The organism is Colwellia sp. 20A7, assembly GCF_009832865.1.
In the GTDB taxonomy this organism is placed as follows: domain Bacteria; phylum Pseudomonadota; class Gammaproteobacteria; order Enterobacterales; family Alteromonadaceae; genus Colwellia.
Genome location: NZ_CP047130.1, coordinates 58,772 through 73,797, shown reverse-complemented (window position 1 = coordinate 73,797; position 15,026 = coordinate 58,772). Strand labels below are relative to the sequence as shown.

13 protein-coding genes and 1 tRNA gene are annotated in these 15,026 nt (G+C 37.2%); 6 read left to right on the top strand and 8 right to left on the bottom strand.

Annotation, left to right across the window (positions count from 1 at the left end; translation table 11 throughout):
- The first annotated feature begins 195 nt into the window (after positions 1 to 195).
- Positions 196 to 270, top strand: a tRNA-OTHER gene (locus GQS55_RS00345).
- A gap of 403 nt (positions 271 to 673) precedes the next feature.
- Here GQS55_RS00345 and GQS55_RS00340 read toward each other — a convergent pair.
- The 7 genes from GQS55_RS00340 to GQS55_RS00310 all read right to left on the bottom strand — a co-directional run bounded on the left by GQS55_RS00340 (position 674) and on the right by GQS55_RS00310 (position 8,625).
- Positions 674 to 2,308: a M28 family metallopeptidase gene (locus GQS55_RS00340; protein WP_159816864.1), complete on the bottom strand. Its 1,635-nt coding sequence runs from the start codon at positions 2,306 to 2,308 to the stop codon at positions 674 to 676.
- 127 nt (positions 2,309 to 2,435) lie between these two features.
- On the bottom strand, positions 2,436 to 3,695 hold the full coding sequence (locus GQS55_RS00335) for a diguanylate cyclase (RefSeq protein ID WP_159816862.1): 1,260 nt from the start codon (positions 3,693 to 3,695) through the stop codon (positions 2,436 to 2,438).
- Positions 3,696 to 3,739: 44 nt separating this feature from the next.
- Positions 3,740 to 5,914 (bottom strand): DNA helicase II, encoded by a 2,175-nt coding sequence (gene uvrD, locus GQS55_RS00330; RefSeq protein WP_159816860.1) that lies wholly within the window; start codon positions 5,912 to 5,914, stop codon positions 3,740 to 3,742.
- A gap of 99 nt (positions 5,915 to 6,013) precedes the next feature.
- Positions 6,014 to 6,751 (bottom strand): HAD-IA family hydrolase, encoded by a 738-nt coding sequence (locus GQS55_RS00325; protein ID WP_159816858.1) that lies wholly within the window; start codon positions 6,749 to 6,751, stop codon positions 6,014 to 6,016.
- Positions 6,752 to 6,800: 49 nt separating this feature from the next.
- Positions 6,801 to 7,487 carry a DUF484 family protein gene (locus tag GQS55_RS00320; RefSeq protein ID WP_159816856.1) on the bottom strand — a complete coding sequence of 229 codons (687 nt, stop codon included), beginning with the start codon at positions 7,485 to 7,487 and terminating at the stop codon, positions 6,801 to 6,803.
- Positions 7,488 to 7,621: 134 nt separating this feature from the next.
- Positions 7,622 to 8,452 (bottom strand): diaminopimelate epimerase, encoded by an 831-nt coding sequence (dapF, locus tag GQS55_RS00315; RefSeq protein ID WP_159816854.1) that lies wholly within the window; start codon positions 8,450 to 8,452, stop codon positions 7,622 to 7,624.
- Positions 8,452 to 8,625 carry a lipoprotein gene (locus GQS55_RS00310; protein ID WP_159816852.1) on the bottom strand — a complete coding sequence of 58 codons (174 nt, stop codon included), beginning with the start codon at positions 8,623 to 8,625 and terminating at the stop codon, positions 8,452 to 8,454. Before GQS55_RS00310 ends, dapF begins: the two co-directional genes overlap by 1 nt.
- A 124-nt stretch (positions 8,626 to 8,749) precedes the next feature.
- Here GQS55_RS00310 and cyaY point away from each other — a divergent pair, with 124 nt between their 5' ends.
- The 5 genes from cyaY to GQS55_RS00285 all read left to right on the top strand — a co-directional run bounded on the left by cyaY (position 8,750) and on the right by GQS55_RS00285 (position 13,455).
- Entirely contained in the window at positions 8,750 to 9,076 is a 327-nt protein-coding gene (gene cyaY / locus GQS55_RS00305) for an iron donor protein CyaY (RefSeq protein ID WP_159816849.1), read from the top strand.
- Positions 9,077 to 9,099: 23 nt separating this feature from the next.
- Positions 9,100 to 10,041, top strand: coding sequence for a hydroxymethylbilane synthase (gene hemC / locus GQS55_RS00300; protein WP_159816847.1), 942 nt, complete (start codon positions 9,100 to 9,102; stop codon positions 10,039 to 10,041).
- A gap of 61 nt (positions 10,042 to 10,102) precedes the next feature.
- Positions 10,103 to 10,885 (top strand): uroporphyrinogen-III synthase, encoded by a 783-nt coding sequence (locus tag GQS55_RS00295; RefSeq protein ID WP_159816845.1) that lies wholly within the window; start codon positions 10,103 to 10,105, stop codon positions 10,883 to 10,885.
- A gap of 69 nt (positions 10,886 to 10,954) precedes the next feature.
- The gene (locus GQS55_RS00290; protein ID WP_159816843.1) at positions 10,955 to 12,232 is read left to right on the top strand and encodes a uroporphyrinogen-III C-methyltransferase; all 1,278 of its coding nucleotides are present in this window, start codon (positions 10,955 to 10,957) and stop codon (positions 12,230 to 12,232) included.
- Entirely contained in the window at positions 12,229 to 13,455 is a 1,227-nt protein-coding gene (locus GQS55_RS00285; protein WP_159816842.1) for a heme biosynthesis HemY N-terminal domain-containing protein, read from the top strand. Before GQS55_RS00290 ends, GQS55_RS00285 begins: the two co-directional genes overlap by 4 nt.
- Here GQS55_RS00285 and GQS55_RS00280 read toward each other — a convergent pair.
- A complete protein-coding gene (locus tag GQS55_RS00280) occupies positions 13,452 to 14,984 on the bottom strand; it encodes a flavodoxin domain-containing protein (RefSeq protein WP_159816840.1) in 1,533 nt (510 codons plus the stop codon). The genes GQS55_RS00285 and GQS55_RS00280 overlap by 4 nt on opposite strands.
- Positions 14,985 to 15,026 lie beyond the last annotated feature (42 nt).

Below are 15,026 nucleotides of genomic sequence, written 5' to 3'. Positions count from 1 at the left end.
TGTGGCAAATAGTATTCGGTATTTTTTAGAAGGCGTTTACATCTCAGCCATAGTAAAAATGATCGTATATGAACATTTTTACTCATCATATCTGTGCGTGATGATATTAATAGTGATTAAATGATATAAAGAGAGTTAATTCCAATTTTTATTATTACTCAATATAAACATATAGTTACTAGCGAAGCCTATTAAGCACTATTCAATACATTTGACAGGAGTGCCCTCCGGAGGGCAAGGCCGCAGGTTCGACTCCTGCATGGTGCGCCATTGCTTAATTCATTAATACCCATTTTACTAGCTTTGTGATCATTTCTACTTGCTAAAATCACCAACTATATCGTTATTTATTTAATAATTAGAACAACTAGTTATTGAAATAAATGCCTTGTATTTTGCAATTTTTTCTACGTATAAAATTGTTCACTTAATTAATGAAACTGGTATAAATATCCAATCACAAAGTTTATTATCCACGACTGTAATTTTTGATGTGAATTGATTTCAATAAGTTCGTTATTTAAATATTTATGAAAAGTACGGGTTTACTGGGGGATAATGCAGATTGGTTTTTACTTTGTTCTTATGACACTTCTAGGCTATATCTTACTGTTAAAAGATTAAATGAACCGTCTAGGCTCATTTAATCTATTAATAAATTTATCTTTTGACTCTAACGTTTAAATTCAGATGTTTTACTCCACTGAGGCCAAACATTTTCTTTCGATAACTCATAACCAACTTCAAAGAATGCTTGCATGTCTTCTACCGCACCAGACATATCCCAAGCGTCGCTATATTCATCACATAGATTGTGATAACACTTACTTAGACTTTCACCTAGTTCAACGCGTAATGCTTTAGTTGCTTCATCTACTGGCGTTTTGCCTGTTTTTGCATAAAGAGCAGGAATACCAATATTAGCAAAAGCAAAATGGTCTGAACGGTAGTAAATACCCGCAGCTGGACGTGGATCGCCTGCAATAGTTCGTCCTTGTTTCTTCGCAGCAATGCTAAGGAAGTTATCTAGTTCTGATTGACCTAAACCATAAACAGACACATCACTACTTCTTCCATCAACCCCCAAAGCATCCATATTAATATTAGCTACTGTTTTAGCTGCTGGAATGACTGAATTTGCCGCATAGTATTTAGAACCTAGTAAGCCTTGTTCTTCTGCTGTTACAGCCATAATAGTAATTGAACGTTCTGGTGCAACAGGAAGTTTAGCAAAGGCTTCCGCCACTTCGATAAGTGCGCCAGTTCCTGATGCATTATCAACGGCACCATTGTAAATTTGATCACCGATTAAACTTTTATCTTTACCTAAATGATCCCAGTGTGCTGTATAAATAATGTGTTCATCTGGTGTACTACTTCCAGGTAAAGTCGCGATAAAGTTATATGAAACCGACTCTTTCACTGTATTCTTTACGCTAACTGATGCCGATAGATCACCCATATCAACATGGTAACTACCCTTTGCAGCTTCTATTTTAGCTTGTTCAAAATTCAAACCTGCGCGTGTAAATAACTCTGTAGCAACTTCACTGTTAATCCAACCTTCAACGGCTACACGTCCTTTATTTAGGTCTTCACGAACAAAACCAAATTGAGGACCACTCCATGAATGCTCAACTACTGACCAACCATATGATGCCGGTGCAGTTTCATGGATAATAATTGCTCCTTCAGCACCCTGACGGCTAGCTTCCTCGTATTTATAAGTCCAACGACCATAATAAGTCATTGCATTACCATTAAATAATTCAGGATCTTGAGTCGCAAATCCGGGGTCATTTACTAAAATAACAACTGTTTTACCTTTTACATCTAAACCATTGTAATCATTCCAGTTATATTCAGGAGCATTAACACCATAACCAACAAAAACTAATTCTGAATTTTTAAGCTGCTCAAAGTCACTAATACGGCTAGTACCCATTACCATCTCGTCGCCATACTGATAATCTTTACCATTGATTGATAAAGTCATCTCTGGTGAAGCTTCAATAGACACCATAGGTACTTCTTGTAAGAAGCTATCGCCATTACCAGGTTGAAAGCCAATTGCCGTCAATTGCTTTGTTAAGTAATCAAGCGTTAACGCTTCACCTTTGGTAGAAGGTGCACGCCCCTCAAATTCATCAGAAGAAAGTACTTTAATATGTTCAATTAGTTGTTCTTTATTAATACTATTGTAACTAGCAGTTACGTCTGCTGTTGTATTAGTTTTGATAATATTATTAGCAACGCAACCACTTATTACAGCAGAAACAAGTAAGGTTAAACCGATTATTTTTTTCATTAAATTGATTCTTTTATTTAAAATGACATAATTGATTATAAACAAATATTTTAATTATTAGGTATATTTACTAACAAATAATATGTTGTTTAAATGGATAACTGTAAAGACCCTCAGACAATCAAAGTTAATCGTAGTCTTCACTACCAGAAACAACAATTTGATTGCGTCCGCGATCTTTAGCTAAATAAAGTGCATTATCTGCATCACTCATTTGTTTTGAAAAACTATCTTGGCTATCAAAAACCACACCAAAACTAACACTAATCGAGATTTCAGCCTCTCCTGCAGGTATATTAGATACCGCAACTTCACGACGAAAATCATCTAATTTATTGTAAAGTTGATCAGTGTCTAAACCATGCAATAGAATACCAAACGTTCCGCCGCCTAAACGCGTAGTTAAGCCACCACCAAAGTATTTACGCATATACAAGGCTAATACTTTTAAGACTTGGTCACCAGTATCATGACCATAGGTGTCATTAACTTTTTTAAAGTGATCGATATCAAATACGGCTAAACAATAGGATACATTGCGTTTAGCGTATTCGGCTATACGCTGCTCTGAATTTTTAATGAATGTTCTGCGATTTGATAAATCAGTTAAATAGTCTGTATTTGCCGCATGTTGAATTTTTGCGATGTTATTTAAATTCTCAATATTTTGAGTTATACGACAATAAAACTCTTCGGGGCAAAAAGGCTTCCGCAAGAAATCATCGGCACCATTTTTAATGAACCGTGCTGAGTGACTCCCGTTTTCGGCTCCTGAAATTCCGACGATCGCTAGTTGCTCTCTCGTATACTTTTTGCGTATTTCATTGGTTAAGGTAATGCCATTCATGACTGGCATTTCTAAATCAGTCACCACCAATTTAATATGCTTATGCTGTGTTAATTTTTCTAAGGCTTCTACACCATTGTTTGCGGTGTACACGGTGAAATTACGACGCTTTAACAACTCAACGATGTGATTGCGGGCAGAAGATGAGTCATCCACCACTAGAATTTCATTGTCACTATTAGTCTGTTGCCAGTGGAGTATGCGCTTTAAGTACAAAAATGCTTGGCTGTTTTCTTTAGTGATATAATCGATAACAGGTTGAGCTAATATTTTTTGTCTTGTAGCATCATCCATTTTACCGGTCATTACAACGCTAGGAATCTTGTGAGATAGTACACAGGCGATAGCTTCACCATCTAGCGCATCAGGTAAAGAAAAATCAATGGTCGCGGCAAAAAAATCGGTATCACCCGATAAAATCTCTTCCACTTGGGCTAACGTTGTAGCCATAACAACTTCATAGTTTAACGATTGCGCTATTTGTTTAATAACAGTTGCAATAGGTTTACTGTCTTCTACCACCAATAATCTTTGTGACATTCTAACGCCCTTCTTAGTTATTTTTAGCTCTTAATTACACCCTGCTAAACTGCTTGTAAATTGGCATACTCAACGACTAACCACTTACTCCCAACATCAGCAAAATTGACTTGAATTCGAGATTGCGCACCACTTCCTTCATAATTTAGCACAACACCTTCACCAAACTTAGCATGTTTGACTTGTTGCCCTAATTTAAAACCGGTATTCGCAAATGTTTCTAACGTAAAAGTATTAGAAAACTTACCAACTGCTTTAGGTTTAACTACTTGGTTTTGTAGACGAATTTCGTCAATACATTCTTCAGGTAGTTCACGTAAAAAGCGGCTGGCTTTATGGAATTTTTCTTGTCCGTAAATTCGACGACTTTCTGCATGACATAAGTATAGCTTACTCATTGCTCTTGTCATGCCAACATAGCATAAACGTCGTTCTTCCTCTAAACGCCCAATTTCTTCCACTGATTGCTGCGATGGAAACATACCTTCTTCAAGGCCTGCAATAAATACTAGCGGGAATTCTAATCCTTTCGCTGAATGCATTGTCATTAGCTGTACAGCTGCTTCAAATTCATCTGCTTGAGATTCCCCAGACTCTAACGCGGCATGGGTTAAAAAGGCGGTTAATGGCGTTAGTTCTTCGGTTAATTCTGGATCACTATTAAACGTTTGGCAAGCCGTGACTAATTCATTCAAGTTTTCAATACGTTGCTCTGCACGCTCGCCTTTTTCAGCTTTATACATTGCTTTTAAACCCGAATGTTGAACAACAAAATTAGTTTGCTGATCTAAGTCTAAATCGGTCGAGTCATCTTCAAGTTGATTGATTAGCTGAATAAAATGAGTGATAGTTTTAGCACTACGACCTTTAAGTTGCTCAGCTTGTAACATTTGTTGACACGCCTGCCACAAGGTTACTTCTTGGCTTCTTGCTGCATCACGAATTAACGCAACAGTTTGATTACCAATACCCCGAGTAGGTGTATTAATAATACGTTCAAAGGCCGCATCATCATCTCTATTATTAATTAATCGCAAATAAGCTAAAGCATCTTTGATTTCTTGACGTTCGAAAAAGCGTTGTCCGCCATAAATTCGATACGGCAGTTGCCTTTGTAATAAAGCTTCTTCCATCAAGCGTGATTGCGCATTAGAACGGTATAAAATGGCAACCTCGTCAAGCTTACCGCCATCATCACGCCATTTTTTGATACAACCAACAATAAAGCGTGCTTCATCTATTTCATTGAAAGCGGTATAAACAGAGATCTTTTCTCCAGCTTTATCATCAGTCCATAACTCTTTGCCTAAGCGATTATTATTATTACTAATTAACTGATTGGCTGCATTAAGAATATTCGCTGTAGAACGATAATTTTGCTCTAAGCGAATGGTTTGAACATCATCAAACTCATTAGTAAAACGCTCAATATTTTCAATACGTGCACCACGCCAGCCATAGATAGATTGATCATCATCACCAACAATCATTACTTTAGATGTTGCACGGCCTAACATAGTTAACCAGGCATATTGAATAGCATTGGTATCTTGAAATTCATCAACTAATACATGACCAAAACGTTGTTGATAGTGAGCTAGTAGTTCTGGATTATTAAGCCAAAGTTCATGAGCGCGTAGTAATAATTCAGCAAAATCAACAAGGCCGGCACGATCACAGGTTTCTTGATAGGCTTTATATACTTTAACAAAAAGCTCTTCACTAGGGTCAAATTGAGCATCAATATGTTGTGGTCTTAACCCTTCATCTTTTTTGCCATTGATATACCAAACGAACTGTTTAGCTGGCCATTTTTTCTCATCTAATTCTAAAGAACGAATAATACGTTTAATCAATCGCAGTTGGTCGTCACTATCGAGTACTTGAAAGCTTTGTGGTAACTTTGCTTCTTGAAAATGCATACGCAGTAGTCGATGGGCTAACCCATGAAAAGTACCTATCCACATACCGTGTGTATTACCACCAGTAACTTCTTCTACCCTCGCTCGCATTTCTGCTGCGGCTTTATTGGTAAAGGTTACTGCTAAAATAGAATGTGGTGCAGCTTGTTCAACTTGCATCAACCAAGCAATACGCTGCACTAATACTCGTGTTTTACCCGAACCGGCTCCTGCTAACACCAACATATTTTGTTTTGGCGCTGCAACTACTTCGCGCTGTTTATCGTTTAAAGAGTCGAGTAATTCTGAAACATCCATCGGGGGAACCTTTAACTTTTGAAGAGTAATAATAAAAATAACAACAGTATAACACTGGACTTATATACAGTCAGTTAAATATTTAAGCCGCTGAATCGTCTATATTTGATTAAGTTGAGTGAGTTTACTAAGTTCGATATGAGGTAATGTAGTAATAGGCTTACCAACATCATAACAAGATAACCAGGCGGCTTGGCAGCCAGCAAGTAATGCTCCTTGAATATCGGCACGCCCGCAATCACCTACGTGTAGTAATTGTGATGATTTAATTGAGAGCTTTTGACAAGCTAAATCAAACATATCACTCGTCGGTTTTTGTCTTAATAAAGTGCCATCATCTTGCCATCCAGCATGATAAATATGCTGAAAATAATGGTCGATGCCTAATACCTTGGTATCCACATTACCATTACTAATGGCAATCAGAGGATATTGCTTACTTAAATTCGCTAATAGTTTCTTACTTGATTCCGGTACAGTAAAATCACTACGCAAAGCCACAAAATAATCTAACGCGGTTTGTGCCTCTTGTTCAGCAGTGCTTTCAGTTAAACCAAGTGCCATAAAACCAAGACGATAAGTCACTAACCTAATGAGTACAACATCGTGCGTTAAATCAGGTTGCTTTAAGACGGCTTGTTGACGAAAAGTACTCCAAAAGCGGTGATCTAACACTAGATGCTGACTTACTACTGCTTTACTAAGGACAGCTAAATTAGCAAAATAGGCAATCATTTTCTTTTCAATTGCCACCATCACAGGTTTATTGCTGTAAAGAGTATCGTCTAAGTCAAAACTGATGGCTTTTATAGTAGATAAACGTCGATAAAACTTCATACTTTTCCATAGGCATTAGATCTAATATAAGATCTGAGGTTAAAATCACTTAAATTGCTAAATGTTGCGTTAATAATTTAGCCACTAAACGCTTGAATTGACTTAATAGTAAAGTATCCATACGTGGATCAAAATGATGTGCATCATTACTACTAATGGCTAAGAAGCCTAACTCTTTTTCTTCATAAGCAAGTTTTACTAACACAACTGAGCCCGCACAATTTTGCGAAAAAATTAACTCTTGCTCACTTTGTTGTAAGCGACCAAAATAATAGTCGCTATTGCTTAAACGATTTTGCATTACGCCTGTACAATCATTTTTAGACAAGGTCTCATGTTCAATTTTCGTTGCATCAAGCAAGTACAATTTAAAGGCTGACAAGGACAATAATTCAGTTGTTGTTTGTGCTAAACAATCTAGTAATTCACTCGCAGATTGACAATCAATCAAGCGCAGATATAAATCACTATAAAGCATAAATAAACCTTCATTATGATTTGCTACTGACAATAACTGAGTAATTTCATCTTCTAAATTATGTACTTTTTGTCTTAACTGTTGCTGTTGCCTTTCCACTAACGAAACAGTACCTCGCTGTGCATCGCTTAGTCTTAACCCTGTCATCAATTCATTATTACGATTGAAAAATTCTGGGTTATCTTGCAAGTAAGCACTAACTAGTTCATCGGTAAGTGGTAAGTCATCTAAATTGGTCATTGTTGGTTCATTTTTCATATTAATATCTTATTCATATTATTAATTATACAGCTTGCTACAGTTTTATTCTTTTCTTTAAAAAGTACGCAGTTCATAAGTTTACCTGCGAATCCTAGATAACGAAGTTGAGTAACTAGCAAAAAGATAGATGATTATATCGACAGTTGCCCATCAAATACATGTACTGCTGGCCCAGACATTTTTACAGGGTGTCCCGGACCTTTCCAATAAATTCTTAATTTTCCGCCCGGTAATTCAACAGTCACTTGTTTACTTAATTTATTTTGCATTTGGCCAATAACAACGGCTGCACAAGCGCCGCTACCACAAGCTAAGGTTTCTGCTGCACCTCGCTCATAAACACGAAGTTTTATTTGATTAGCCGCAATCACTTCCATAAAGCCAACATTAGCTTGCTCGGGAAAGCGTTCATGTAATGACAACTCTTTACCTAAGCGTTCCACCGGAGCTGAAAGCACATCGTCTACCGTAACAACACAATGAGGGTTACCTAACGAAACAGCACCACAAAGTACGGTTTCAGATTCACTACGTAAAATATACGTACCCTCTGCTTTTTGTGCGGTAAATGGAATTTTAGCGGGTTCAAATTGCGGCACAGGCATGGTCACCGAGATATTGCCATCACGCTCCACAAATAAAGTGAGTTTACCCGACGCCGTTGAAACCCGAATTTTATTTTTATTGCACAAACCTTTCATGCGAACAAATCGCGCAAAACAACGGGCACCATTTCCGCACTGGCTAACCTCGCTACCATCGGCATTAAAAATGCGATAGTGGAAGTCTAAATCGGGATCATATGGTGGCTCAACTATCAATAATTGGTCAAAACCGACGCCGAAGTTTCTATCCGCTAATTTTGCTATTTGTTCATTAGACAAATATGCATTTTGCGTAACATTGTCTAACACCAAAAAATCATTGCCGAGGCCATGCATTTTAGAAAAATTCACTAACATTATGGCTGCTTCTTAAGTTTTTCAGTTACCTGCGTAGGCTCTTCTACTACTGACTTTATCTCTACATCTGTTTCTTCAACTTGATATAAAGCACCTTTTGAACCACACGCAGAAAGCGTTATGCTTATTAAAAAGCAGAGAAAGAAAAAAGAAAAATGTTTAATTAGATGCATGAGTACCAGTATTTGCCATGAAAGTCGTTTAAATCAAGCTTTTCGACTTAACTTAATGGGTATTTATTTTATCGTATTGCTATTATACTCATATGCTGATTCACCAAACAACAAAAGAAAGCTAATGAACGATAGCCAATATAATTTAATCGCAGAAGATTTGTTACTTGCTGTTGAAGAAGCCATTGAAGAAAGTGGCGTTGATATAGACTATGAAGGTGTGGGTGGTTTATTAACTCTGACCTTTAAAAATAGTACCAAAATCATTATTAACAAGCAGGCACCTTTGCATGAAATTTGGATCGCCACAAAATTTAACGGCCATCATTTCGCCTATTCTGACAGCGAAGAAGTATGGATAGATAAACGTGGTGGAGATGAATTTTGGCAATTTTTGTCAAGCGCAGTAAGTATACAAGCCGAAACTGAATTAACACTTTCTTCAGAATAATTTAGCCCTTGGGAACAAGAAAAATGACAACAGTAAGAATAGCAACACGAAATAGCGCCTTAGCCTTATGGCAAGCAGAATACGTAAAAGCACAATTAGAACATTTTCATCAAGATATTAATGTTGAGCTTGTCCCTATGACAACCAAGGGCGATATTCTGCTAGATACTCCACTGGCAAAAGTTGGCGGTAAAGGGCTTTTCGTTAAAGAATTAGAAGTTGCTATACTAGAAAACAGAGCTGATATTGCCGTACATTCAATGAAAGACGTTCCTGTCGACTTCCCAGAAGGCTTAGGATTAGAAGTAATTTGTCCACGAGAAGATCCACGTGATGCTTTTGTTTCTAATACTTTTTCTACACTAAGTGACTTACCACAAGGTGCGGTTGTTGGCACTTCAAGTTTACGCCGTCAATGCCAATTAAAAGCCAAACGTCCTGATTTAGAAATTCATGATTTACGTGGCAATGTTAATACACGCCTTAAAAAACTTGATGAAGGACAATATGACGCAATTATTTTAGCTGCGGCTGGTTTAATTCGTTTAAAAATGAGTGACCGTATAGCTCAATATATCGAGCCTGAAGAAATGTTACCCGCTAATGGTCAAGGTGCAGTGGGCATTGAATGCCGTATTGATGACGACACGATTAAAGCCTTACTGAAACCACTTGAATGCTCTACCACTCGTACACGAGTTTTAACAGAGCGTGCGATGAACAAAGCACTAGAAGGTGGTTGTCAGGTGCCAATTGCTAGTTACAGCGTAATTTCTGAAGACGGTAAAGAAGTTCACTTGCGCGGCTTAGTTGGCGCTATAGATGGCAGCGAAATAATTGAAAGTGAAATAACAGGGCCTGTAGAACAAGGCGAAATACTAGGAAATACGTTAGCACAGGAGCTATTAAGTCGTGGCGCTGATAGAATTCTAAAAGAAGTTTACGCAACAAATAGCAATAACTAACCTGAACTTAATCTGTAATCAATAAAACACTGCTCAATGAAAATCGTGTTTAATAAAAGCTATGCTCAATAACAAAAGTACGCTGAACGTTTTAATAACGCGGCCAACACAGAAAGCGCAAGCACTTGCAAAGTCACTCGCTAATAGTAATATTGCCAGCGTGAATCAATCCTTGTTTGATTATCAGCCCTTAGCTGATCATCAAACAAGTAAACGCTTATTAACCAATAACAATATTATTATTTTTGTTAGCGTTTCTGCTGTTGAGTTTGCGACTAAAATGTTTTCGATAAATCATTGGAAATATAAAAAAATTATAGCGGTTGGACGAGCAACGAAAGAGGCTTTACAACAGCTTGGTATCAGTAATATCCTTTGCCCTGAACAAGAAAACAGCGAAGGTTTATTGGCCCTGCCAATGTTAAATAAAAACTTTAATAGCGAACCTATTACCATAGTACGCGGTGCCAGCGGTAGGGAGCATTTGGCAGAGCAATTAACTAAACAAGGTGCAATTGTTACCTATTTAGAAAGCTACCAATGTGTATGGCGAACATTTACCGAAGACATAAGTAAACAGTGGTTTAAACAGCAAATAAATTGTATTGTCGTTACCAGTAACGCTATATTAGAAAAACTTATACAGTTAATTATTGTTCAACAAGAGCACCTTGAGGCACAAGAGTTAATAACATATTGGCGTAGTCAATGTGTGTGGGTTGTCGCTAGCCAACGTATTGCGAATACAGCAAAGCAATTTGGTTTAACACACGTTATAATAAGTAATGGTGCTAATAAAGACGCAATCATCAACACGTTAAAGCAACTCGAAAACGCTAAATAACGCTGTAATTATTAAGTAATGGATTAGATTAGGCCTATATTAGGCTTATTTTAGAAAGTGGGATAAATAATGACTGAATCAAAAACGCCGTTAACTTCAGATAAAGTGAGCGAAACCACCACTAAAGTCAGTTTAGACAAAGATACTACGAAGCCAAACAAAGTAAATAAAAGTGATACCAAAAAATCACCGCCAAGTAACGACTCATCTAAAGTATCTAAGTTAGCAATTTTTGCTCTGCTTATCGCCATCATAGCGCCAGCAGCCCATTATTATTGGCAACAATTGCAAACCCAACAGTTAACTCAAACACTTACCAATAATGTAGCTAAAGAAAATAGTGCAACATTAACACGTTATCAAAATCAAACGCAGCAAGCGCTAACTAATCAAGAGCGAAACTTAGCCAAACAGTTACAGCAGGTTGCTGCCAATATTAATAGCACCAATCAAGCAACCATTGCTAAGCTCAGCACAAAAATACAACAACTGGAAGAAGGTATTAAAGAACGCCAGCCTAGTGATTGGTTGTTACATGAAGCTGAATATTTAATCCGTATATCTTCACGTACCTTGTGGTTAGAACATGATACCCGTGCCGCCATTGGTTTATTGCAAGATGCTGACGCTCGCTTAACTGAGTTAAATGATCCTGCTTTTTTACCGGTGCGCGAAGTCATTCGTCAAGACATTAATTCATTAGAGCTAATGCCTACCTTAGACACCGATGAAGTAATATTAACCTTAATGGCAATGAACAAAGAAGTATCTCAATTGCCTTTAGCTATTGTAGATTTAGGAAAAGAAGAAAAGTCAGCAAGTGTTGATCTGTCTGATGATATAAATGACTGGCAAACAAATTTAGCCAAAACGTGGCAGAAATTTTTAAATGACTTTATCAGAGTTCGTCAAAGAACAGGCACTGTAGAAGCATTAATATCACCTAACCAACAAGAAAACCTACAGCAAAATTTAAGTTTAAAAATTCAATTCGCATTATGGGCAGCCAGTGAACGTAAAGGTGATGTTTATCAACAAGCATTAGTTGATATTCAACAATGGCTTAATGAGTTTTTCGATATGGAAAATACTATTAACCAACATTTTTCAGCTTCGTTGAAAAATTTAAAAAACAAGCAAGTGTCTTATGATTATCCAAGTGAATTAGGCTCATTAACAGCGATTAGAGCCACACTAAGAAGTCAGCAAAATAAACCATCAATGCCTGCAAAAGCACAACAAGACGATACGGAAACTGAGCCTCAAGCAGAAATAGAAACTGCGCCGGCAAAAGCACCAACACCTGCTAAGCAACAGGAAGAACCACAAAGCGAGGGCAGCATATGATCCGTTTTATCATCATCATTGTACTTTTCTTTGCAATGTTGGCCTTAAGCCCACTTTTAATTGATGAAAAAGGTTACATTCTAATTGCTATGGGTGAAACCATCATTGAGTTAACCGTACTTTCAGCTTCTATTTTGTTTATGCTCTTCGCTATTAGCGCTTTTGTTATTTTCAAAATGCTACGCGGTGGTTTTAACATCAGTTTTAAAGCATGGCGTACCGTTGCTTTCGCTGGCCGTAAGCGTGGTATTGCTAACTTCAATAAAGGTTTAACCGCCTACATGCTTGAAGATTATCAAAATGCTGAACAACTGTTTGCCAAAAGTGCAGAGCCTGCCAAACGCCAACAAAGTGCTTATTTACTTGCCGCTGCCGCCTCAGCAAAACAACAATTAGATGCTAATACTAACCATTATTTAGCTTTGCTCGAAGAAGTATCGGCTAAAAATAGTGATTCAGATATTGCCAGTGTCATTGTAAAAATAAAACTACTAATGAACCAAGGGCGCAGCGAAGCTTATGCAAAAGCACGCGCTTTAATTGATGAAAATCATAAACAAATTGGCCACGATGTACGACTACTCGCCTTAGAAATTGATTTATGCTTAATTGAAAAACGTTTTGAAGCCGCCGTAAGTTGCTTAACATCAGCGCGTAAACAGAAAAGTATCGCCAATGATGTGATGCAAGCTTGGGAAGAAAAAGCATATTACGGTGCCTTTAACGACATTATCACTAAGCAAGACCAGACAAGCTTACAAGCGTATTGGAAAGCACTTGATAGAAAAACCAAACAACGTGAAGCAGTTTTATTTTCCTATTGTCAGATCTTAGCTGAGCAAAATATTACTGACCCGTTAATTAATATAATAACACCAATACTCAATAAACAGCCCAGTGTCCGTTTTTTAAAGCATTTACGTACTCTACCTATCAAACAAAGTGAATCACTTCTCGCTATCGCACAGAAGCACCTACATAATGATAAGCATAATGCAAAATGGTTAAGTTGTTTAGGACATCTCGCGGTAATGTGTGAACAATGGTCAATGGCAGAAAAAGCATTTCGAAGCTTGCTAAAACTTGAAGCTAATCACCAAGTAAAACAATACGACAAACAAGACTTACAAGCCTTCGCTAAAGCATTAATGGAAGAAGAACAACATAAGGCAGCAAATGAAGTGTGGGTTAAGGTTAATGATTGGCAGAATGACAAGAATTAATAAACATCTCTAATATAGCGCTGTTGCAGTTGTAATGTTTCAAGTGTTGATTGACCAAGAATTTCAATCAATGCTTGATGAACACCCTCACCCATTCCTGATAAACAACCACAAACATAAATCACAGCACCCTCTTCAACCCACTCTTTCAACGCATGCTGCTCATTTAATAATATCTCTTGTACATACTTAGGGTACTTTCTATGGGTTAAATCCCCCTGATGAGCATCCTGTGAATTTATCTGTGAGTAAGCACAATTGAGTTTAGTTAACTGTGTTTCTTGTAAGGTAAATAATTGCTGATTAATCGGTAAGATAGGATTGCTATTTCGCTCACCAAAGATCAGCCAACTGTCACCTGTTTGTTTATGTTTAGAGAAAGTACGTGCTGCTAATTGTGCTTTTAATCCCGCTAAACCACTACCGGCACCAATCAATATAATTGGCTGACTTTGGTCAATATTATGATGTGAACTAACATCTCTAATTTGGCCTTCAATAATATGACCAATTTCACAATCATGACTTAAAAAACCAGAGGCTAAGCCAAATATACTTGCTGGTTTATCTTTTTCTACTAAACGCACAATAAGCTGCAATTCGCCTTCTTGTGAAACAGAAGCAATTGAATAACTGCGCTTATGTAAATAAGGTAATTTGATAAGTAATTCATCAAGTGAATATAAACAATTTTCTGGTAATTCTCTGGCAAGTAACCATGCTCTTAAAGGTTGCTGGTGTCCTTGATGTGTTAACCAGGTATTACCATTAAACTTATTTTTAAGTAGCCAACGCTCTACAATGTCTGTTGATTGATGTGGTTGTATATCAATTAAATCACCTGCTTGCCAACTAGGAAATGGGCCAATACTTTTAAAGCTTAATTGAAATAACTTTTCATCGTTACAATCTGGATTAAGTAATTTACGTTGGGTTAATTGCCAATATTGCAGTGATTTGATTGCTGGATTCAAGGTTAACTCATGATCTATTTTTATCCAACCAGGCGTGATATCAGCAAGTTTTGTAGTTTGTTCGTTATAGTTATCAACCGTGATAACATCACCCAATAATTGGGCGCCTGCACTTAACATGGTTTGATTTATTTGATAACCAAAAGCACAGAATTCAGGGTATGCCTTATCACCTAAAGCAATAACAGAATACTCTAAATGGTTTAATGGATTATTTGATAAAGCCTTGGCTAGTTTAGTAAATAAACTACCGTTATCAGGTGCTTCACCATCCCCATAAGTACTGACCACAAACAGTATTTTTTCAATATTACATAAATGTTCAAGTGTTAATGCATTTAGGGCAATAACACTTGAATTTTCCGATAAATTTAACGCCGTTGCACATCGCTTTGCAATTGCTTGCGCATTACCTGTTTGACTTGCATAAGTAATTAATATTGATGCGTCGGGCTCTAGCTTGCGATAAAGCCGTGCACGATGTAAACGCCACATGGCAAAACACAACGCTAGCCATGTAACACTTAAAACAACAATTAAATACAAACTCTGCATAGATAAACTTCGATCGCGCTTTGGTTATAATTTAAAAAAACG

Coding starts and splice junctions, on each gene's coding strand:
- GQS55_RS00340 (WP_159816864.1), bottom strand. CDS start 2,308: ATGAAAAAAATAATCGGTTTAACCTTACTTGTTTCTGCTGTAATAAGT.
- GQS55_RS00335 (WP_159816862.1), bottom strand. CDS start 3,695: ATGTCACAAAGATTATTGGTGGTAGAAGACAGTAAACCTATTGCAACT.
- GQS55_RS00295 (WP_159816845.1), top strand. CDS start 10,103: ATGCTCAATAACAAAAGTACGCTGAACGTTTTAATAACGCGGCCAACA.
- GQS55_RS00290 (WP_159816843.1), top strand. CDS start 10,955: ATGACTGAATCAAAAACGCCGTTAACTTCAGATAAAGTGAGCGAAACC.
- GQS55_RS00280 (WP_159816840.1), bottom strand. CDS start 14,984: ATGCAGAGTTTGTATTTAATTGTTGTTTTAAGTGTTACATGGCTAGCG.
- GQS55_RS00325 (WP_159816858.1), bottom strand. CDS start 6,751: ATGAAGTTTTATCGACGTTTATCTACTATAAAAGCCATCAGTTTTGAC.
- cyaY (WP_159816849.1), top strand. CDS start 8,750: ATGAACGATAGCCAATATAATTTAATCGCAGAAGATTTGTTACTTGCT.
- GQS55_RS00320 (WP_159816856.1), bottom strand. CDS start 7,487: ATGAAAAATGAACCAACAATGACCAATTTAGATGACTTACCACTTACC.
- GQS55_RS00310 (WP_159816852.1), bottom strand. CDS start 8,625: ATGCATCTAATTAAACATTTTTCTTTTTTCTTTCTCTGCTTTTTAATA.
- GQS55_RS00285 (WP_159816842.1), top strand. CDS start 12,229: ATGATCCGTTTTATCATCATCATTGTACTTTTCTTTGCAATGTTGGCC.
- uvrD (WP_159816860.1), bottom strand. CDS start 5,914: ATGGATGTTTCAGAATTACTCGACTCTTTAAACGATAAACAGCGCGAA.
- dapF (WP_159816854.1), bottom strand. CDS start 8,452: ATGTTAGTGAATTTTTCTAAAATGCATGGCCTCGGCAATGATTTTTTG.
- hemC (WP_159816847.1), top strand. CDS start 9,100: ATGACAACAGTAAGAATAGCAACACGAAATAGCGCCTTAGCCTTATGG.